Consider the following 21,182-nt stretch of genomic DNA (forward strand, 5'->3'; position numbering starts at 1 on the left):
GAAACCCGCCCGACCCACGCACGGCCCGCACGTCCCCCACAATGACGGGGTGAACGCGACCCCCGCCCGCCGACGACCGCCGCGGCTCGGCGTCCACGTCACGGACGAGGGCGTGGACGTGGCCGTCCTCGCCTCGCACGCGACCGCGATCGAGCTCTGCCTGTTCGACGGCCCCGAGGAGGCACCCCGCGAGCGCAGCATCACGCTGCACGGGCCGGCGCACGGCGTGTTCAGCGCGTCCGTCCCCGGCATCCGTCCCGGTCAGCGCTACGGCTTCCGCGCGCACGGCCCGTGGAACCCCGAGGTCGGCCTGCGCTACAACCCGGCCAAGCTGCTCGTGGACCCCTACGCGCGCGGGCTCGCCGGCGAGGTCGCCTACGGGCCGGAGACGTACGGGCACGTCGTCGACGCCGAGCTCGTCGGCGACCCGTACGGGCCCGCCGACCCGCGCGACTCCGCCGGGCACGTGCCGTACTCGGTGGTCGTCGACACGCGCGACCTGCCCGGGGCCGACCCCGCGGCGAACCGGCCGTGGCACCCCTGGTCGCGCACGGTCGTCTACGAGGCGCACGTCCGCGGACTCACGCAGCTGCACCCCGGCGTCCCGCCCCGACTGCGCGGCACGTACGCCGGCCTGGCGCACCGGGCCGTGATCGACCACCTGCTCGGGCTCGGCGTCACCGCGATCGAGCTGCTGCCGGTGCACGCGTTCGCGTCCGAGCCGCACCTCGTCGCGAAGGGCCTGACCAACTACTGGGGCTACAGCACGCTCGGGTTCTTCGCGCCGCATGCCGCCTACGCCACGAAGCTGTCCCAGGACGCCGGGCCTGCGGCCGTGCTCGACGAGGTCCGCGCCGCCGTCCACGCGCTGCACGAGGCCGGCATCGAGGTGCTGCTCGACGTCGTCTACAACCACACGTGCGAGGGCGGCCTGCCCGGTCAGCACCTGTCGTTCCGCGGCCTCGACAACCCGCTCTACTACGCGCACGACGGGTCGGTGCCCGCGGCGCTCGCGGACGTCACGGGCACGGGCAACTCCCTCGACTTCCGGCGCAGCGAGGTCACCCGGCTCACGCTCGACTCGCTGCGGTACTGGGCCGACGTGGTCGGCGTCGACGGCTTCCGGTTCGACCTCGCGGTGACGCTCGGCCGGGACGCCGCCGGGTTCAACCCGCACCACCCGGTGCTCGTCGCGGCCCGGGCCGACCCGAGCCTGCACGCGCTCAAGCTCATCGCGGAGCCGTGGGACGTCGGGCCGGGCGGCTGGCGGACCGGGCAGTTCGGCCTGCCGTTCGGCGAGTGGAACGACCGGTTCCGCAACGCCGCCCGCTCGTTCTGGCTGGCCGACCCGGCGCGGGCGGCCCACGGCCTGCCGGGCCACCGGGTGCGCGACCTCGCGACGCGCCTGTCGGGGTCGGTCGACCTGTTCGGCCACTCGGACCCGCCGCTCGCCCGCGGCCCGGTCGCGAGCGTCAACTACGTGACGGCGCACGACGGGTTCACGCTCGCCGACCTCGTCGCGTACGACCACAAGCACAACGCCGCCAACGGGGAGCAGAACCGCGACGGCAGCGACGACAACCGGTCCTGGAACCACGGGCTGGAGGGGCCCGTCGCGCGCGACTCGCCCGGTGCGGACATCGTGCCGCTGCGCCGCCGCTCGATCCGCAACCTGCTCGCGACGCTCGTCCTGTCGGCGGGCACGCCGATGATCACGGCGGGCGACGAGATGGGCCGCACGCAGCGCGGCAACAACAACGCGTACTGCCAGGACAACGAGCTGTCGTGGGTGAGCTGGGACCTGTCGACCTGGCGGCACGACCTGCTCGCGACCGCCCGGTGGCTGCTCACGCTGCGTCGCGAGCACCCGGCGCTGCGGACCGAGACGTTCTACGCGGGCCGCCCGGTGCTGCCCGGCCGGCGCGAGGACCTCGCATGGTTCGACGCGGACGGCGCACGGTTCGACCACGCCCGGTGGCACGACCCGTCGGTGCGGACGATCCAGATGGTCCGCACGGCGGCGCCGCCCGACGACGACACCGTGCTGCTCGTCATCAACGGCGCGCTCGACGCTGTCGACGTGGTGCTCGGCGACGGGCACCCCGGCCGCTGGCGGCTGGCCTGGGACTCCGTCTGGGAGAGCCCGGGCGACGAGCGCGCCGCGGCGATCGCGAACGGCCTGCACGCGTCGTCGGGCGACGCGACCGTCGTGGAGCCGCTGAGCATGCGGGTGTACGTGCTCGAGGACTGACGCGCGGGCCTCACAGCGACGCGGCGACCGCCCGCCCCGTGGTCCGCCCGGTGAAGAGGCAGCCGCCGAGGAACGTCCCCTCGAGCGCGCGGTGCCCGTGCACGCCGCCGCCGCCGAACCCGGACGCCTCGCCGACCGCCCACAGGCCGGGCAGCACCTCGCCGTCCGGGCGCAGCACGCGGCCCTCGAGGTCGGTGTGCAGGCCGCCGAGCGTCTTGCGGGTCAGCACGGACAGCCGGACCGCGAGCAGCGGCCCGTGCGCGGGGTCGAGCAGCCGGTGCGGCTTGGCGACGCGGATGAGCCTGTCGACGACGAACCGGCGGGACATCGCGGTCGCGGTGACCTGCAGGTCCTTGCCGAGCCCGCTGGCGACCTGCCGGTCGCGCGCGACGATCGTCCGCTCGAGCTCGGCGGCGTCGATCCGGTCGGTGCCCGTGAGGGCGTTCATCCGGGCGGCGAGGTCTGCGGGCGTGTCCGCCCAGATGAACTCGTCGGAGAGCTCCGCGAACGCCTCGACCGGCCCGACGGCCCCGGGGAGCACGCGCTGCAGCAGCTGCGGCACGCTCCTGCCGGTGAGGTCCGGGTTCTGCTCGGACCCGGACAGCGCGAACTCGGAGCCGAGGATCGTCTTGTCGAGCACGAACCACGAGTGGTCGTCGCCGCGCGTCGTGATGTGCTGGAGCGCGCCGAGCGAGTCGAACCCGGGGAACAGCGGGACGGGCAGGCGGTGGCCGTCGGCATCGAGCCACAGCGACGACGGGCCCGCGAGGATCCGGATGCCGTGCTGCGACCACACGGGCGAGTGGTTGGTGATGCCCTCGGGGTAGTGCCACATGCGGTCCTCGTGCACCACGGCCGCGCCGGCGGACCGGGCGGCGACGATGCCGGACCCGTCCACGTGGTCGGGGACGCCGGACAGCATGCGCTGCGGCAGCCGGCCGGCCGACGCCGGCCAGGTCGCGCGGACCAGGTCGTGGTTGGCACCGATGCCGCCGGTCGCGACGACGACCGCCGACGCGGAGATCTCGAACGGCTCGACGACCTCGCGCGAGCTCGGCACGGCCCGCTCGACGTCGGAGGGTGCGAGCACGTCGCCGCGCACGCCGGTGACGCGCCCGTCGGTCGTGACCAGCGAGGTCACGCGGTGCCGGAAGCGCACGTCGGCGAGCCCGTCGCGCCGCGCGTCGAGCAGCGCCCGCACGAACGGCTCGAGGATCCCGGGCCCCGTGCCCCACGTGACGTGGAACCGGGGCACGGAGTTGCCGTGCCCGTCCGCGAGGTAGCCGCCGCGCTCGGCCCACTGCACGAACGGGAACCAGCGCACGCCCTGGCCGTGCAGCCACGGGCGCAGCTCCCCCGCGGCGAAGTCGACGAACCCCTCGGCCCACGCCCGGCCCCAGCGGTCGGACCCGTCGTCGGAGAACGCGGCCGAGCCGAACCAGTCCGCGAGCGCGAGCTCGGCCGAGTCCCGGATGCCGAGGCGGCGCTGCTCGGGCGAGTCGACGAGGAACAGCCCGCCGAACGACCAGAACGCCTGCCCTCCGAGCGACGCCGCGGGCTCCGCGTCCAGGAGCGTGACCCGCCGCCCGGCGGCGAGCAGCTCGGCGGTGGCGACCAGGCCGGCGAGGCCCGCGCCGACGACCACGACGTCGTGGGTGTGCGTCATGCGGCCGACTGTACGACGTTGGACGCCCGTCCAAGAAGGTGTCAGGCGGGCGCGTTCGCGACGAGCGCGAGCTCGGCCACCGACGTCAGGCCCTCGCGCCACGGCACCACCCGGACCGTGTACCCGAACGGCCCGGACGCGTCGAGCCGCACGTCGCCGGCGAACGCGTGCCGCCCGGCCTCGTACGTCTCGGCGAGCGTGAGCGCGTCGACCGCGTACCCGTCGAGCTCGTCCGCCTCCGTGACGCGCCCGTGCACCACCTGCACCTGGACCTCGCCGGGGTCGAGCGTCCCGAGCGAGACGTACGCCTTGACGTGCAGCTCGTCGCCGACCTGCGGGACCTCGCCGACACCGCCCGTCTCCACGTGGTCGACGTGCACGTGCTCCCACGCCTCGCGCACCCGAGCCTTCCAGGCCGCGAGCGACCGTGCGCCGTCGTACCCGTCCCTGGCGAGCATGCGGCCCGCCGTGGTCGCCGGCACGTAGAGGTGCCGCACGTAGTCGGCGACCATCCGGGTGGCCTGCACCTTCGGGCCGAGCATCGCGAGCGTGTGCCGGACCATGGCAAGCCACCGCACGGGCAGCCCGCGGTCGTCGCGGTCGTAGAACCGCGGGGCGACCTGGTGCTCGACGAGGTCGTACAGCGCGGCCGCCTCGAGGTCGTCGCGCCGGTCGGCCTCGTCGACCCCGTCGGCCGTCGGGATGGCCCAGCCGAACTCGTCGTCGAACCACTCGTCCCACCAGCCGTCGAGCACGGACAGGTTGAGGCCCCCGTTGAGCGCCGACTTCATGCCCGACGTGCCGCACGCTTCGAGCGGCCGCAGCGGGTTGTTCAGCCACACGTCGCACCCGGGGTACAGCGCCTGGGCCATCGCGATGTCGTAGTTCGGCAGGAACACGATGCGGTGCCGCACGTCGGCCTCGTCGGCGAACCGGACGAGCTGCTGGACCAGGCGCTTGCCCTGGTCGTCGTCGGGGTGCGACTTGCCGGCGACCACGAGCTGCACGGGCCGTTCAGGGTGCAGCAGCAGGGCGCGCAGCCGGTCGGGGTCGCGCAGCATGAGCGTGAGCCGCTTGTACGTGGGCACCCGCCGGGCGAAGCCGATCGTGAGGACGTCGGGCGAGAGCACGTCGTCGACCCAGCCGAGCTCCGCGGCGCTCGCACCGCGGCGCAGCCAGGACCGCCGCAGCCGCGCCCGCGCCTCGGTCACGAGCTCGGCCCGCAGCGCGCCGCGCAGCCGCCACAGCTCGTCGTCGGGGATCGCGTCCGTGCGCAGCCAGCCGCTGCCGGTCGTGATCTCCTCGGGCCGCAGCCGCCGCCGCGTGAGCTCGCCGAGCGAGCGGTGCACCCACGTCGGGGCGTGCACGCCGTTGGTCACCGACCCGATCGGCACCTCGACGTCGTCGAACCCGGGCCACAGCCCGGCGAACATCCCGCGCGACACCTGGCCGTGCAGGAGCGAGACACCGTTGGCCCGACCGCCGAGCCGCAGCCCCATGACGGCCATGTTGAACACGAGCGGGTCGCCGCCCTCGTGGTCCTCGGCCCCGAGCGCGAGGACGCGCTCGACGGGGACGCCGGGCGTGGCGTTGTCGCCGCCGAAGTACTGGGCGACGAGCGTGGTGTCGAACCGGTCGATGCCCGCGGGCACGGGCGTGTGCGTCGTGAACACCGTCGCCGCGCGCACGGCCTCGAGCGCCTCGTCGAACGTCAGACCGGCCGCGACGAGCTCACGGATCCGCTCCACGCCCAGGAACCCCGCGTGCCCCTCGTTGGTGTGGAACACCTCGGGCTCGGGCGCCCCCGTCAGCCGGGACCACACGCGCAGCGCGCGCACGCCGCCGACCCCCAGCAGCAGCTCCTGACGCAGCCGGTGCTCCCCGCCGCCGCCGTAGAGCCGGTCGGTCACGCGCCGCACCGCCTCGTCGTTCTCCGGCACGTCGGCGTCGAGCAGCAGCAGCGGCACGCGCCCGACGGCCGCCCGCCACACGTGCGCGTGCAGCGCACCGCCGCCGGGCAGCTCGACGGTGACGACCGCGGGTGACCCGTCGGGCTCGCGCAGCAGCGTGAGCGGCAGCCCGTCCGGATCGAGCACGGGGTACGTCTCGACCTGCCACCCGTCGCGCGTGAGCGACTGCGTGAAGTAGCCCGAGCGGTACAGGAGCCCGACCCCGACGAGCGGCACCCCGAGGTCCGACGCGCTCTTGAGATGGTCGCCCGCGAGGATGCCGAGCCCGCCCGAGTACTGCGGCAGCACCGACGTGATGCCGAACTCGGGCGAGAAGTACGCGACCGACCTCGGCAGCCGTTCGGCGGCCTGCTGCTGGTACCACCGGGGCGCTGTCAGGTACGTCTGCAGCTCCGCCGCGGCGTCGCGGACCCTGGCGACGAACGCCTCGTCCGCCGCGAGCGCCGCGAGCCGCTCGGGGTCGAGGGCGCCGAGCAGCGCCACCGGGTAGCCACCGACGGCCGCCCACCGGTCGGGGTCGGTCGCGGCGAACAGGTCGCGCGTGGGCGCGTGCCACGACCACCGCAGGTTGTGCGCGAGCTCGTCGAGGGGCGCGAGCTGCTCGGGGAGCACGGTGCGGACGATGAACCGGCGGATGGCTCTCACGCCCCCTCAGCGTACGCAGACCCGCCGCGCGCCGGTCGGGTTCGCGTCGCGTGCGTTCGCGGTGGGTGCGGCGCGCGGGCGCCCCAGATGCCCGGGGGGCGGACGTGCGGATAGGTTCAGGAACGTGACGACTCCCCCTCCGTCCCGAGCACGCGGGACGTCGGCCCGCCGCACGAGCGCCGCGCAGCCCACCTCGGCCCGCGCGACGTCGTCGGTCCCGGTCGACGCCCCCACCGGGACCGCCGCCACCCCCTCCGCCCCGGCCCCCGCGACCCCCGTCGCTGCGCCCGTCACGGCCCCCCGGATCGGCCGCATCCCCGTCGTCGACGTCTCCCCCGTCGCCGAGGAGGGCCGCTTCCCTGCCAAGGCCGTGGCCGGCGAGGCCGTGCCCGTGCGCGCCACCGTGTTCCGCGAGGGCCACGACGCGGTCGCCGCGACAGCCGTGCTCACCGACCCGGACGGCGTCGACCACGCACGCGTCCGGATGGTCGACATCGCGCCGGGCCTCGACCGCTTCGAGGCGTGGGTCGTGCCCGACCGCACGGGCGCGTGGACGTTCCGCGTCGAGGGCTGGTCCGACCCGTACGGCACGTGGGCGCACGACGCGGCCATCAAGGTCGAGGCGGGCATCGACGTCGAGCTCATGCTCACCGAGGGTGCGCGCGTCCTCACCCGCGCGGCGACCCGCACGGGCGACGAGGCGATGGACCCTGCCGGCGCCCAGGTGCTCGCCGACGCCGCGACCGCGCTGCGCGACACGACGCGCCCGCCGCTCGCCCGCCTGGCCGCCGGACTGTCGGCGGAGGTCCGGGCCGCGCTCGCGCAGCAGCCCCTGCGGGACCTGGTGACGTCGTCCGAGCGGTACCCGCTCGTGGTCGACCGTCCGCTCGCGCTGGCCGGCGCCTGGTACGAGCTGTTCCCCCGCTCGCAGGGCGCCCGCCAGGACCCCGACACCGGCGAGTGGACGAGCGGCACGCTGCGCACGGCGGCCGAGGAGCTGCCGCGGATCGCCGAGATGGGCTTCGACGTCGTCTACCTGACGCCCATCCATCCCATCGGCTCGACGTACCGCAAGGGCCGCAACAACTCGCTCGACGCGCAGCCGGGCGACCCGGGGTCGCCGTACGCGATCGGCTCCGCGGCCGGCGGCCACGACGCGATCGAGCCGACGCTCGGCACGTTCGACGACTTCGACGCGTTCGTCGCGTCCGCCCGCGGCCTCGGCCTGGAGGTCGCGCTCGACGTCGCCCTGCAGTGCTCGCCCGACCACCCGTGGGTCACCGAGCACCCGGAGTGGTTCACGACGCGCGCCGACGGGACCATCGCGTACGCCGAGAACCCGCCGAAGAAGTACCAGGACATCTATCCCTTCAACTTCGACAACGACCCCGAGGGCATCGCCCGCGAGATCCGCCGCGTGCTGCAGGTGTGGATCGACCACGGCGTGACGCTGTTCCGCGTCGACAACCCGCACACCAAGCCGCTCGACTTCTGGGCATGGCTGCTCGCGGACGTCCGCAAGGACCACCCGGACGTGATCTTCCTGTCGGAGGCGTTCACCAAGCCGGCGATGATGCAGACGCTCGCGAAGATCGGGTTCCACCAGTCGTACACGTACTTCACGTGGCGGAACACGAAGGACGAGATCCTCGAGTACCTCACCGAGGTGTCGGGCGACCAGGCGGCGTGGATGCGCCCGAGCTTCTGGCCGACGACGCACGACATCCTGCCGCCGTACCTGCAGGCCACGGGCGTGCGGGGCTTCGCCGTGCGGGCCGTCCTCGCGGCGACGGGCTCGCCGACGTGGGGCATCTACTCGGGCTACGAGCTCGTCGAGGACGTGCCGCGCCCCGGGGTCGACGAGCAGATCGACAACGAGAAGTACGAGTTCAAGCCCCGCGACTGGTCGCGCGGCGACCAGTTCGGCATCGCGATGCTGCTCGGCAAGCTCAACGGCATCCGGCGGGCGCACCCCGCACTGCAGCAGCTGCGCAACCTGCGGGTGCACCCGACGACCGACCCGGCGGTGCTCGCGTTCTCGCGGCACCTGCCGGCGGCTCTGTCGCCGACGGGACGTCCCGACACCGTCGTCGTCGTGGTCAACCTCGACACCTGGAACACGCGGGAGGCCGGCGTCGAGCTCGACATGGCCGCGTTCGGGCTGCCCACCGACCGTCCCGTGGTGGCGCGTGACGTGCTGTCGGGCGACACGTACGCGTGGGGTTCGCAGGTGTACGTGCGGTTCGACCCGAGCGTGCGCCAGGCCCACGTCGTCTCGCTGGACGCGCCGTGAGCACGCCCGAGGCGCCGTTCCCCCGCGTCTCGGTCCGGGAGCCTGCCCCGACCACGGGTCAGATCGCGCTGACGGCCCTCCCGCCACGACGCCAGCCGACCGTGCCTGCCGCGGGTGAGGTCCACCCGGGGCTGACGGACGACCCCGAGTGGTACCGCACCGCCGTGTTCTACGAGGTCATGCTGCGCTGCTTCTCGGACGCCACCGGCGCGGGCAGCGGCGACCTGCGCGGCCTCATCGACCGGCTCGACTACCTGCAGTGGCTCGGGATCGACTGCCTGTGGCTGCCGCCGTTCTTCCCGTCGCCCCTGCGCGACGGCGGCTACGACGTGGCCGACTACACGGCGATCGCCGGGCAGTACGGCACGGTGGCGGACTTCTCCGAGCTCATCGAGAAGGCGCACGCGCGCGGCATCCGGATCGTCATCGACTGCGTGATGAACCACACGAGCGACCAGCACCCGTGGTTCCAGGCGTCGCGCTCCGACCCCGAGGGTCCGTACGGCGACTTCTACGTGTGGAGCGACGACAACACGCGCTACCAGGACGCGCGGATCATCTTCGTCGACACCGAGACGTCGAACTGGACGTTCGACCCTGTGCGCCGGCAGTACTTCTGGCACCGGTTCTTCAGCCACCAGCCGGACCTCAACTTCGAGAACCCGCGCGTCGTCGAGGCCATGAAGGACGTCACCCGGTTCTGGCTGCGGCTCGGCATCGACGGGTTCCGCCTCGACGCGGTGCCGTACCTGTTCGAGGCCGAGGGCACCAACTGCGAGAACCTGCCGGAGACCCACGGCTTCCTGCGCGACCTGCGGGCGATGATCGACGAGGAGTTCCCCGGCCGGATCATGCTCGCCGAGGCGAACCAGTGGCCCGAGGACGTGGTGCACTACTTCGGCACCGAGGACGAGCCCGAGTGCCACATGTGCTTCCACTTCCCGGTGATGCCGCGCATCTACTACGCGATCCGCGACCAGCGGGCCACGCAGATCATCGACATCCTCGCCGACACCCCGCCCATCCCGAAGGGTGCGCAGTGGAGCACGTTCCTGCGCAACCACGACGAGCTCACGCTCGAGATGGTGTCCACCGAGGAGCGCGCGTCGATGTACGGCTGGTACGCGCCGGACTCCCGGATGCGCGCCAACGTCGGCATCCGCCGTCGGCTCGCGCCGCTGCTCGACAACTCCCGCAAGGAGATCGAGCTCGCGCACGCGCTGCTGCTGTCCCTGCCCGGCAGCCCGTGCCTCTACTACGGCGACGAGATCGGCATGGGTGACAACATCTGGCTGCCGGACCGCGACTCGGTCCGCACGCCGATGCAGTGGACCCCGGACCGGAACGCGGGCTTCTCGACGGCCGACCCGGGCAAGCTCTACCTGCCGCTGGTCCAGTCGCTGGTGCACCACTACAGCCACACGAACGTCGAGGCGCAGCTTGCGCAGCCGACGTCGCTGCTGCACTGGATCCGCGGGATGCTCACGGTCCGGCGGCGCCATCCCGCGCTCGGCAAGGGCGACTTCCAGGTCGTGTCGTCGGACAACGACGCGGTGCTCGCGTTCCTGCGCACCACCGCGGACGAGACCCTGCTGTGCATCGCGAACCTCGCGTCGACGGCGCGGGCCGCGACCCTCAAGCTGCCCGAGCTCGCGGGCTGGTCGATGAAGGACGTGTTCGGCGGCGCCGAGTTCGCGACGGTGTCCGACGCGGGCACGGCGTTCTTCACGCTGGGGTCGCGCGACTTCTACTGGCTCGAGCTGACGGCACCGTGACGGTCTCCCACGACGACGACCGGCTCGTCGAGCTGCTGCGCGACTGGCTCCCCGCCCGCCGCTGGTACCCGGCGAAGGGCGCCGAGGCCGCGCTGTCGGTCGTCGAGCGGCGCGTGCTCGCAGACGGCGTCGAGGACGTGCTCGTGCGCGTGCGGGCCGGCTCGATCGACGCGCTGCTGCAGGTCCCGCTCGTGCTCGCACGTGCGGACGACGGCGTGCCCGACGACGCGATCGGCGTGCTCGGCGACCGCGTGGTGCTCGACGGAGCCGCGCACCCGGCGTTCGTGCGGGCGTGGCTCGCGGCGGCCGACGGCCCCGGAACCGCCGCGGACCCGGCGACGGCGCGCACGGTGTCCGGCGAGCAGTCCAACACCTCCGTGATCCTCGGGTCCGAACGTCCCGCGGCCATCCTCAAGGTGCTGCGCGCGCTGCAGCCCGGCGAGAACCCGGACGTCGAGGTGCCCCGCAAGCTCGTCGAGGTCGGCTGGACGCACGTGCCCGAGCCGCTCGCCTGGGTCGAGGCGGACTGGCCGACCCCAGACGGCTCGACGGCCCACGGCTATCTCGGGGTGCTCAGCGCGTTCGTGCCGCAGGCGCAGGACGGGTTCGTCCTGGCGTGCGGGTACGCGGAGCGCGGCGAGTCGTTCGGCCCGCTGGCCGCCGAGCTCGGCGAGGTGGTCGCCACGATGCACACCGCGCTCGTGCGCGGGTTCGGCACCGACCCGACGACCAGCCCGCAGGACGGACCCGAGGCGGTCGCCGCGGCGCTGGCCGGCAGGTTCGCGTGGGCGACGTCCGCGGTCCCGGCCCTCGCGAGGTTCGCGCGCGCGGTGGACGGCGTGCTCGCGGAGGTCCGTGCGCTGCCGATCGCGCCGCCCCGGCAACGGGTGCACGGCGACCTGCACCTGGGCCAGGTGCTGCGCTCGACGGACCGGTGGTTCGTCACGGACTTCGAGGGCGAGCCCGCGGCACCGCTCGAGCACCGCACGCGACCGGACCTCGCTGTGCGCGACGTCGCCGGGATGCTGCGCTCGTTCGACTACGCGGCCGCGGTCGGAGGTCTCACGGGTCACGCGGCCGCCGCGTGGACCGCCGACGCCCGGTCCGCGCTCCTCGAGGGTTACGCCGCGGCGACCGACGAGGCACCCACCCCGGTGCTGCTGCGGGCGCTCGAGCTCGACAAGACGCTGTACGAGGTCGTGTACGAGTCCCGGAACCGGCCCACGTGGGTGCCGATCCCGATGGCCGGCCTGGACCGGCTGCTCGGCCCGGCCTGAGGCGTCAGCTTCCCGTCGGCACCTCGAGCGACCGCTCGGGCATCCGCATGCCCGCCTGCCGGGGTGCGAGCTCGCTCTGCAGCACGAGCGCCGCGGCGCCGACGGCGGCCGCCTCGGGTGCGTTCGTCGAGATCGCGACCCGCACGGGGTGGCTGCCGCGCGCGAAGAACGACTGCGCGAGCCGCCGCTCGACCTCCGGGACGTACAGCGAGCCCGCGAGCGCGAACGCCGGCCCGGTGAGCACCACGAGCTCGAGGTCGAGCACGTTCGCGAGGGTCTGCGCGGCGACGCCGACGTACCGGGCCGACCGCTGCAGGATCCGCATGGGCTCCTCCTCGCCGCGTGCGGCGGCCCGGGCGAGGACCGCGAAGTCCTCCGCGACCCCGCGACCGGGCAGCTCGACGCCCGCGTCCCGGGCGGCGGCGACCACGGCGGCGGGGCCCGCGAGCGCCTCGACGCAGCCGATGCTCCCGCACCAGCACGGTGGCCCGTCGAGGTCGACGCAGATGTGCCCGACCTCGCCGGCGTTGGAGCTGGACCCGCGGTAGACGGTGCCGTCGACGATGATGCCCGAGCCGATGCCAGTGCCCATGTAGAGCGCGGCGAACGCGGCGCCCGACGTGATGCCGCCCGACCAGTACTCCCCGATCGCGGCGGCGGTCGCGTCGTTGTCGAGCAGCACGGGCAGCCCGACGGCGTCCTCGAGCGCGGCGGCGAGCGGGAACTCGGTCCAGGCCTGCATCACGGGCGGCGTGAGCGTCATGCCCGTGGACGCGGAGATCGGACCGGGCGACACGACGCCGAGCCCGAGCAGCCGGGCCGGGTCGACGCCGACGCGTGCGACGGTCGCGGCGATCTCGCCGCCGATGCGGGCGACGACCTCGCGCGGGTCGTCCGCCCCGGCGCCGGGGCGCTTCCAGCGCGCGACGATCGCACCGCCGAGGTTGGCGATGACGTAGGTGATGCCGGCGTGGTCGAGGTGGACGCCGACGGCGTAGCGGGCCATCGGGTCGAGCTCGAGCAGCATCCGGGGCTTGCCGCCGGTCGACTCGGCGCGGCCGACCTCGAGCACGAGACCGTCGTCGATGAGCCGCCGGACGACCGTCGAGATGGTGGCTGCGGTGAAGCCGGTGGCCTGGGTCAGCTCGACCCGGCTGATCGTGCCCGTCGCGCGGATGAGGTCGAGGATCGCGGCGCGGCTGGTCGCGTGCGCGGCCCCCAGCCCGGCCTGCGAGCTGCTCACGGGTCCTCCCTCGGTTCGATGCACGCGCCGCGCCCACCCTAACGATCCGGGCTCGGACCGATTCGGGCACGACACGCCCGTTGACTTACTTTGTTCACTTGCTTAAGAATGCCACACGGAGCAGGGTCCCCGACCCACCGGCAACGACGCCCCTCCAGACCGTCCGGCACGCGGAGGTGCCGGCACGACGAGAGGATCACAGATGTTCCCTCACCACCGACGTCCCCGGTCGTTGGCCCTCGCGGCCGCCGGAACGGTCCTCGCCCTCACCGCCGCGTGCTCGAGCGGCGGCGGCAGCGACGACAGCAGCGCGAACGCCGACGGCACCCCCTCGGGGAAGATCAGCGTCCTCACGTGGCGCACCGACCTCGTCGAGGACGGCACGTTCGACACGTACGTCGCCGAGTTCAAGAAGAAGTACCCCGAGGTCACCGACGTCAAGGTCGAGGGGGTCAAGGACTACGAGGGCACCGTCAAGACCCGCATGAACACCGACGACTACGGCGACGTCCTCGCCATCCCCGGCTCGGTGACCCCCGACCAGCTCCCCGACTTCTTCGAGCCGCTCGGCGACCAGGCGGAGATGGAGAAGGAGTACCGCTGGCTCAACGACAAGTCCTTCGAGGGCAAGTCCTACGGCATCCCGGTCGTCGGCAACGTTCAGGGCATCCTCTACAACAAGCGCGTCTGGGAGGAGGCCGGGATCACGGAGTTCCCGACCACCCCGCAGGAGTTCCTCGACGACCTGCAGACCATCAAGGACAAGGGCGTCGCCAAGGTCGCGCCGCTCTACACGAACTACAAGGACTCCTGGGCGCTGTCGCAGTGGGACGGCTGGCGCGGCGCGGTCACCGCCGACCCCGACGCGCTCAACAAGATGACCCAGACGGACACCCCGTGGACCGCGGACTCCGACTACGGCGTCATCGACGGCACGATCTACGACGCCGTCGCACGCAAGCTCACCGAGGCCGACCCGACCACCACCGACTGGGAGGGGTCGAAGCGCATGATCGGCGTGGGCGAGATCGCCACCATGGCGCTCGGCTCCTGGGCCATCCCGCAGATGATGGCGGCCGGCGAGGCCGCGGGCGCCGACCCGGCGGACATCGCGTACATGCCGGTCCCCGTCCAGGTCGACGGCAAGTTCCACACGGTCGCCGGCGGTGACTACAACCTCGGCATCAACGTGCACTCGAAGAACAAGGCGACCGCGCGCGCGTGGATCGACTGGTTCAACCACGACTCGGGCTACTCCGAGTCGCAGGTCGGGCTCTCGCCGCTCGTCGACGGCCCGGTGCCGGCTGCGCTCGAGGACTTCATGTCGAGCGTCGAGCTCCTCACGATGAACGCCGCGCCCGCAGGCAAGGAGTCGCTGTTCGCCGACATCGACACGGCGTCCGGCATCGTGACCACCGACCCGAAGTACCGCCTGCAGATCATCGACGACGCCCGCTCCGGCTCCAGGACCAAGGAGCAGATCTTCGACGACCTCAACGGCAAGTGGGCCGAGGGTCGTGCGGACGTCGACAGCTGAGGTCGCGCACCATGACGTCCGCACCCACGGGCCTCGGCCCCGTGATCGCGGCCGCGTCCGAGCCTGACGTGGCTCGCCCCACCCGGGTCCCGGGTGGGGCGGGCCGCCGCTCGGCGTGGTACCGCCGGCTCACGCCCTACCTGTTCCTGCTGGTGCCCGTCGGGCTCCTGCTGCTCCTGACGTACACGCCCGTCGTCACCATGTTCTGGTACTCGGTCACCGACTGGGACGGCCTGGACAAGACGAAGAACGTCATCGGGCTCGACAACTACGTCGACGTGTTCACGGACCCCGACAACCTGCGGGTGTTCTTCGTCTCGCTGTACTACGTCGTGGGCTCGTTCGTGCAGATGGCGCTCGCGCTGTACTTCGCGACGATCCTGTCGTTCAAGGTCCGGTTCCGGAACCTGTGGAAGGGCATCCTGTTCTTCCCGTACCTCATCAACGGGGTCGCGATCGGCCTGATCTTCCTCAACTTCCTCAAGCCCGGCGGCGGTCTCGACACGGTCCTGATGAACACCGGCCTGGAGAGCCTGATCCACCAGTGGACGGGTGACCCGGACATCGCGAACTACTCGCTCGCGGCGGTCTCCGTCTGGCGGTACACGGGGCTGACGTTCGTGATGTTCCTGGGCGCGATCCAGTCGATCAGCTCGGACATCTACGAGGCCGCGGCCCTCGACGGCGCGAACCGCTGGCACGAGTTCTGGTCGATCATCCTGCCGTCCATCCGGCCGATCGTCGGACTCGCGTTCATCCTCGGCATCTCCGGCTCGCTGTCCGTTTTCGAGATCCCCTTCGTCATGACGAACGGGGCCAACGGCACCGAGACGTTCGTGATCCGCACCGTCTGGATGGCCTTCCAGCGCAACACCGTCGGGCTGGCGTCGGCGATGGCCGTCGTGCTGCTCGCCTTCGTCCTGCTGGTCACCTGGCTCCAGCGCAGGCTCGTCCCGGAGGAGGAGGTGGACCTCACGTGAAGGCCGTCGCCGGCACCGCCAAGTACCTGACGCTCGTCGTCGCGTCGATCGTCACGCTGCTGCCGCTCGGGCTCATCCTGTTCGGGTCGTTCAAGACGAACCAGGAGTTCCTCTCGACGAACCCGTTCCAGCCCCCGGCCGACTGGTTCAACGTCGACAACTACGTGCTCGCGTTCACGCGCGGCGGCATGGCGCTCGCGTTCGTCAACACGGCCCTCATCTTCGTCGCCGCCATCGCGGGCACGATCCTCATCGGGGCCGCGACGGCGTACGCGCTCGACCGGTTCCGGTTCCGCGGACGCAGCGTGGTGCTCGCGCTGTTCCTGCTCGCGACGCTCGTCCCGGGCGTGACGACGCAGGTCGCCACGTTCCAGATCATCAACGGCCTCGGGCTGTACGGCTCACGCTGGGCGCTGATCCTGCTGTTCATGGGCACCGACATCGTGTCCATCTACATCTTCGTGCAGTTCATGCGCAGCATCCCGCGCTCGCTCGACGAGGCCGCGATGATCGAGGGCGCCGGGCACCTGCGGATCTTCTTCCAGATCATCCTGCCCAACCTCAAGCCCGCGATCGCGACGGTCGTGATCATCAAGGGCATCGGCATCTACAACGAGTTCTTCCTGCCGTACCTGTACCTCAACGACCCGGACAAGCTGCCGATCTCCACGGCGCTGTTCGCGTTCAAGGGACCGTACGGCTCGCAGTGGGAAGCCATCTGCGCGTGCGTCGTCATCACGATCGTGCCGATCCTGGTGCTCTTCCTGTTCCTCCAGCGGTACATCTACAACGGGTTCACACAAGGGGCCACGAAGTAGTCCGCACAGCCCTTCGGCCCCTCGAACCTGGAGCTCCCCACATGAACACGCACGACCTGCACGACGGCTGGACGGTCGCGGCCGTCGCCGGCCCGGTCCCCGCGGACCTCGTCGGCCGCCGCGTCCGCACGCACGTGCCCGGCACGAGCCACACCGCCCTGCTCGACGCGGGTCTCATCCCGGACCCGTACCTCGACCGGCACGAGGAGACGCTCGCGTGGATGCGCCGCACCGACTGGGTGTTCGAGCGCGACCTGCACCTCGCGGCTCCCGCGCCCGACGAGCGCGTCGACCTGGTGCTCGACGGCGTCGACACGGTCGCGACGATCACGCTCGACGGGCACGAGCTCGGCCGCACCGCCAACATGCACCGCTCGTACCGGTTCGACGTGCGCGACCTCGTGAGGCCCGTGACGCAGCGGCTGCGCGTCGCGTTCCGGTCGGCGCTCGAGCACGCCGAGGAAGAGGCCGCCCGGCTGGGCTCGCGCCCGTCGCCGTACCCGCAGCCGTACAACATGGTCCGCAAGATGGCGTGCTCGTTCGGCTGGGACTGGGGGCCGGACCTGCAGACGGCGGGCCTGTGGCGACCGGTGCGGGTGGAGCGCTGGCGGGTCGCGCGGCTCGCGCGGGTGCGCCCGCTCGTCACCGTCGACGGCGAGGGCACCGGCGTCGTCGCGGTGCACGTCGACGTGGAGCGCTCCGGGCTGGCGGGGTCGGACGTCCCGCTCGTGGTGCGAGCGCGCGTCGCGGGCGCGGAGTCGACGACCACGCTGCACGCGGGCTCGTCGAGCGGGGTGGTCACCGTCGAGGTGCCGCACGCCCCGCTGTGGTGGCCGGTCGGGCACGGCGCCCAGCCGCTGTCCGAGCTCACGGTCGCGCTCGTCGACCCCGACTCGGACCGCGTCTCGGCGCTCGACATGTGGACCCGCCGCATCGGCTTCCGCACGGTGGAGCTCGACACGACCCCCGACGACGACGGCACCCCGTTCACGTTCCGCGTCAACGGCCGGCCCATCTTCGTCAAGGGCGCCAACTGGATCCCCGACGACCACCTGCTCACCCGGATCACCCGCGAGCGCCTCGCGCGCCGTATCGACCAGGCGGTCGACGCGCACCTCAACCTCCTGCGCGTGTGGGGCGGCGGCATCTACGAGTCCGAGGACTTCTACGAGCTGTGCGACGAGCGCGGCGTGCTCGTCTGGCAGGACTTCCTGCTCGCGTGCGCGGCGTACCCCGAGGAGCAGCCGGTCTGGGACGAGCTCGAGGCCGAGGCCCGCGAGCAGGTCGCACGCCTCACGCCGCACCCGTCGCTCGTGCTGTGGAACGGCGGCAACGAGAACCTGTGGGGCTTCATGGACTGGGGCTGGCCCGAGCTGCTCGACGGCCGCACGTGGGGCCTGCGCTACGCGACCGAGCTGCTGCGCGACCTCGTCGCCGAGGTCGACCCGACCCGCCCGTACAGCGACGGCTCGCCGTACTCCCCCGGCTTCGCGTTCGACGACGTCCACCCGAACGACCCCGACCACGGCACGCACCACCAGTGGGAGGTGTGGAACCGCGTCGACTGGACGGTCTACCGCGACGAGGTGCCGCGGTTCTGCTCCGAGTTCGGCTTCCAGGCACCGCCGACGTGGGCGACGCTCACGCGCGCGGTCCACCCCGTCGCGGGCGGCGAGCTCACCAAGGAGGACCCCGCGTTCCTCCTGCACCAGAAGGCCGACGACGGCAACGGCAAGCTCGACCGCGGCCTCGCGCCGCACCTCGGCGTGCCCGACGACTTCGCCGACTGGCACTGGGCGACTCAGCTCAACCAGGCCCGGGCCGTGCAGTTCGCGATCGAGCACTACCGCTCGTGGTGGCCCCGCACGGCCGGCGCGATCGTCTGGCAGCTCAACGACTGCTGGCCCGTGACGTCGTGGGCGGCGGTCGACGGCGACGAGCGACCCAAGCCGCTGTGGTACGCGCTCACGCACGCGTACCGCCCTCGGACGCTCACCGTGCAGCCGCGCGACGGTCGCCTGATGCTCGCGGTCGTCAACGACACCGCCGCCATCTGGCAGGGCACCGTGCACGTCTCCCGGCAGCAGCTCGACGGCACCGTCCTGCACTCGGTGGACCTCGGGCTCGCGGTCGGCGCCTGGTCCGTCGGCCTGTTCGCGCTGCCCGACGGGGTCGCGGTCGCCGACGACACCACGACAGAGGCACTCGTCGCCCGGCTCGGCGACGTCACGACCGTGCACACGTGGGCCGAGGACGTCGACCTGCTCCTCGACCCGGCGCCGCTGCGCGCGACGGTGAGCCCCGAGCAGGACGGCTACCGCGTCGACGTCCGCGCGACGTCGCTCGCTCGCGGCGTCACGCTGCTCGTCGACCGGCTCGACCCGGCCGCGGTCGTGGACGACGCCGTCGTCGACATCCCCGCCGGCAGCACGGTGAGCTTCCACGTCCGCACCGAGGGCAGATTCGACCCCGAGGCGCTCACGCGGCACCCCGTCCTGCGCAGCGCGAACGACGTCGTCGTCCCGCGCGTGCCCACGTCCCCGTCCGCGGGCGCCGCGCGTGACCTCACCGACTCTCCGCGCTGACCTGCGACGCCCCGCCACTACGCTGGCGGACGTGACCCACGGGATGGACGCGGTCGGCCTGGTCCTCGCGCGGCCTGCGCGCATGCTCGGGCTCGAGCCGTTCTTCATGGAGCTCATCGCCGGCATCGAGGAGTCCATCGCGACCGAGGGCCGCTCGCTCCTCCTGCACGTCGTGCCGGACCACGAGGCCGAGATCCGCGCGTACCGCCGGTGGGGCGAGGGCAAGCTCGTCGACGCCGTGGTCGTCGTGAACCTCGAGGTCGAGGACGCCCGGCTCGACGTGCTGCTCGAGCTCGGCATCCCCACGGTCGTCGTCGGCGGCCCGACCCGCGAGATGCCGTTCTCCCACGTGTGGATCGACAACGCGCAGGCGATGCGCGACGCCGTCGGCCACCTCGTCGGGCTCGGGCACGTGCGCCTCGGCCGCGTGTCCGGGCCCCACTCGCTCGCGCACACCCAGGCCCGCACCGAGGCGTTCGTCACCGAGTGCACCCGCCTCGGTGCGCAGGGCAGCGTCATCGAGGGCGACTACGGCGAGGAGTCGGCCGTCCGCGCGACGCGCACGCTGCTCGGCCGGGGCTCCGCACCGTCCGCGATCATCTACGACAACGACGTGATGGCCGTCGCCGGCCTGCGCGTCGCCGCGGAGCTCGGCATCCCCGTCCCCGAGCAGCTCTCGCTGCTGGCGTGGGACGACTCGGCGCTGTGCCGCCTGTCCCACCCGCCGCTGTCCGCGATGAGCCTCGACGTGCACGGCATGGGGGTGCAGGTCGCCGACTCGGTGCTCAACCTGCTGGCGTCCGGCACCGTCGTGTCGTCGACCGCGCCCCTGCCGCGCCTCATCACCCGCGGCAGCACCGCCGCCGCTCCCCGCCCCCCGGCCTGACGGGCGGCGCCGCGCGCCCTCTCCGGGCCATGACCGGCGCATTCGTCGGCAGGTCCACCTGCACGCACCCTCTCCGGGTGGTTGGGTAGGGGGATGAACCAGGCCGCGCCCTCCCCGGTCCCCGTCGATCCCGACACCCTGCGCACGGTCGCCGAGGGCGCCCACTACGACCCCCACGGCGTCCTCGGCCCGCATGTCGGCGACGGTGGCGTCACGATCCGCACGCTGCGCCCGCTCGCGGAGAAGGTCGTGGTCATCACGCCCGACACCCGCGTCGCCGCACGGCACGAGCAGGACGGCATCTGGGTCGCGGTCCTGGACGGCACGGACGTGCCCGACTACCGCATCGAGGTCACGTACGGCGGCCACGCGACGCTGACCGACGACCCGTACCGCTTCCTGCCGACGGTCCAGGAGCTCGACCGCCACCTGATCCGCGAAGGCCGCCACGAGCAGCTCTGGACGGTGCTCGGCGCCAACGTCCGCTCGTACCCAGGAGTCCTGGGCGAGGTGCACGGCACGTCGTTCGCCGTCTGGGCCCCGAGCGCCCGCGCCGTCCGCGTCGTCGGCGACTTCAACCACTGGCAGGGCGCGGTCCACGCGATGCGCTCGCTCGGCGACAGCGGCGTCTGGGAGGTCTTCGCGCCCGACGTGACCGCCGGCGCCCGCTACAAGTTCGAGATCCTCGGCCACGACGGATCCTGGCGGCAGAAGGCAGACCCGCTGGCTCAGGGCACCGAGGTCCCGCCCGCGACCGCGTCCGTCGTGATCGAGTCCCGCTTCGAGTGGTCCGACGACGAGTGGATGGCCGCCCGCGCCGAGCGCGACCCGCACACCGGACCGCTCAGCATCTACGAGGTGCACCTCGGGTCGTGGCGGCAGGGCCTGTCCTACCGCGAGCTCGCCAGCCAGCTCACCGAGTACGTGCTGGCCCTCGGCTTCACGCACGTCGAGTTCCTGCCCGTCGCGGAGCACCCGTTCGGCGGGTCCTGGGGCTACCAGGTGTCGTCGTACTTCGCGCCGACGTCCCGGTTCGGCCACCCCGACGACTTCCGCTACCTCGTCGACACGCTGCACCGCGCCGGCATCGGCGTCATCGTCGACTGGGTGCCCGCGCACTTCCCGAAGGACGAGTGGTCGCTCGCCCACTTCGACGGCACCTCGCTCTACGAGCACCCCGACCCGCTGCTCGGCGAGCACCCCGACTGGGGCACGTACGTCTTCAACTTCGGCCGCGTCGAGGTGCGCAACTTCCT

At 72.7% G+C, this 21,182-nt stretch carries 13 protein-coding genes; 10 read left to right on the plus strand and 3 right to left on the minus strand.

Annotation, left to right across the window (positions count from 1 at the left end; genetic code table 11):
• Window positions 1-49: 49 nt before the first annotated feature.
• Window positions 50-2,251, plus strand: a complete 2,202-nt coding sequence (glgX, locus tag J7523_RS04785) for a glycogen debranching protein GlgX (protein WP_291882911.1) — start codon at window positions 50-52, stop codon at window positions 2,249-2,251.
• A 10-nt stretch (window positions 2,252-2,261) separates the two neighbouring features.
• Here glgX and J7523_RS04790 read toward each other — a convergent pair whose 3' ends face one another.
• Window positions 2,262-3,917 (minus strand): FAD-binding dehydrogenase, encoded by a 1,656-nt coding sequence (locus J7523_RS04790; RefSeq protein WP_291882914.1) that lies wholly within the window; start codon window positions 3,915-3,917, stop codon window positions 2,262-2,264.
• 41 nt (window positions 3,918-3,958) lie between these two features.
• Window positions 3,959-6,532: an alpha-glucan family phosphorylase gene (gene glgP, locus J7523_RS04795; protein ID WP_291882917.1), complete on the minus strand. Its 2,574-nt coding sequence runs from the start codon at window positions 6,530-6,532 to the stop codon at window positions 3,959-3,961.
• Between the two features lie 304 nt (window positions 6,533-6,836).
• Here glgP and J7523_RS04800 point away from each other — a divergent pair, with 304 nt between their 5' ends.
• From J7523_RS04800 to J7523_RS04810, 3 genes are read left to right on the plus strand one after another with little or no spacing between them, the layout of a single operon-like run.
• Window positions 6,837-8,825: an alpha-1,4-glucan--maltose-1-phosphate maltosyltransferase gene (locus tag J7523_RS04800; protein WP_291882967.1), complete on the plus strand. Its 1,989-nt coding sequence runs from the start codon at window positions 6,837-6,839 to the stop codon at window positions 8,823-8,825.
• Entirely contained in the window at window positions 8,822-10,600 is a 1,779-nt protein-coding gene (treS, locus tag J7523_RS04805; protein ID WP_291882920.1) for a maltose alpha-D-glucosyltransferase, read from the plus strand. Before J7523_RS04800 ends, treS begins: the two co-directional genes overlap by 4 nt.
• Window positions 10,597-11,877, plus strand: a complete 1,281-nt coding sequence (locus J7523_RS04810; RefSeq protein WP_291882923.1) for an aminoglycoside phosphotransferase — start codon at window positions 10,597-10,599, stop codon at window positions 11,875-11,877. The genes treS and J7523_RS04810 overlap by 4 nt, the downstream gene beginning before the upstream one ends.
• A 4-nt stretch (window positions 11,878-11,881) precedes the next feature.
• On the opposite strand, the gene J7523_RS04815 is transcribed toward J7523_RS04810, so the two are convergent.
• Window positions 11,882-13,120 carry an ROK family transcriptional regulator gene (locus J7523_RS04815; protein ID WP_291882926.1) on the minus strand — a complete coding sequence of 413 codons (1,239 nt, stop codon included), beginning with the start codon at window positions 13,118-13,120 and terminating at the stop codon, window positions 11,882-11,884.
• A 202-nt stretch (window positions 13,121-13,322) separates the two neighbouring features.
• On the opposite strand from J7523_RS04815, the gene J7523_RS04820 reads away from it, so the two are divergent.
• The 6 genes from J7523_RS04820 to J7523_RS04845 all read left to right on the plus strand — a co-directional run.
• Entirely contained in the window at window positions 13,323-14,657 is a 1,335-nt protein-coding gene (locus J7523_RS04820) for an ABC transporter substrate-binding protein (protein WP_291882929.1), read from the plus strand.
• An 11-nt stretch (window positions 14,658-14,668) separates the two neighbouring features.
• Window positions 14,669-15,637, plus strand: a complete 969-nt coding sequence (locus tag J7523_RS04825) for a sugar ABC transporter permease (RefSeq protein WP_291882932.1) — start codon at window positions 14,669-14,671, stop codon at window positions 15,635-15,637.
• A complete protein-coding gene (locus J7523_RS04830; protein WP_291882936.1) occupies window positions 15,634-16,455 on the plus strand; it encodes a carbohydrate ABC transporter permease in 822 nt (273 codons plus the stop codon). The genes J7523_RS04825 and J7523_RS04830 overlap by 4 nt, the downstream gene beginning before the upstream one ends.
• A 41-nt stretch (window positions 16,456-16,496) precedes the next feature.
• Window positions 16,497-19,040, plus strand: a complete 2,544-nt coding sequence (locus tag J7523_RS04835; RefSeq protein WP_291882938.1) for a glycoside hydrolase family 2 TIM barrel-domain containing protein — start codon at window positions 16,497-16,499, stop codon at window positions 19,038-19,040.
• A 31-nt stretch (window positions 19,041-19,071) separates the two neighbouring features.
• Window positions 19,072-19,926, plus strand: coding sequence for a substrate-binding domain-containing protein (locus J7523_RS04840; RefSeq protein ID WP_291882941.1), 855 nt, complete (start codon window positions 19,072-19,074; stop codon window positions 19,924-19,926).
• A 93-nt stretch (window positions 19,927-20,019) separates the two neighbouring features.
• The coding region (locus tag J7523_RS04845; protein ID WP_291882944.1) for an alpha-amylase family glycosyl hydrolase at window positions 20,020-21,182 on the plus strand (1,163 nt) is incomplete at its 3' end.

It is taken from the genome of Cellulomonas sp. (genome assembly GCF_017744555.1).
In the GTDB taxonomy this organism is placed as follows: domain Bacteria; phylum Actinomycetota; class Actinomycetes; order Actinomycetales; family Cellulomonadaceae; genus Cellulomonas.